Genomic DNA, 235 nt, shown 5'->3' with positions numbered 1-235 from the left:
TCTGGGCCTGTCCTCGATCACCAACTCGAACAGCTCGTCGAGCTCGAACGGTCTGGGCAACTTCCTGCTGAACGCGGACGTGAACAAGACTCTGGCGACACTGACTTCTGCGGGCGGCACGCTCAACTCGGCGGCGAGCGCGCTAGGCTCGAACCTGTCGGTGGTGCAGAACCGTCAGGACTTCTCCAAGCAGCTGATCAACGTGCTGCAGACCGGCTCGGCCAACCTGACGAAC

1 pseudogene is annotated in these 235 nt (G+C 62.1%); it reads left to right on the top strand.

The features are described from left to right. A pseudogene (locus ACLBX9_RS03785) lies at positions 1–235 on the top strand (flagellin); the annotation flags it as partial.

Source organism: Methylobacterium sp. A49B, from assembly GCF_053346215.1.
Note: the sequence above shows the minus strand (reverse complement) of the source record. Positions and strands in the feature narration are given on the sequence as shown.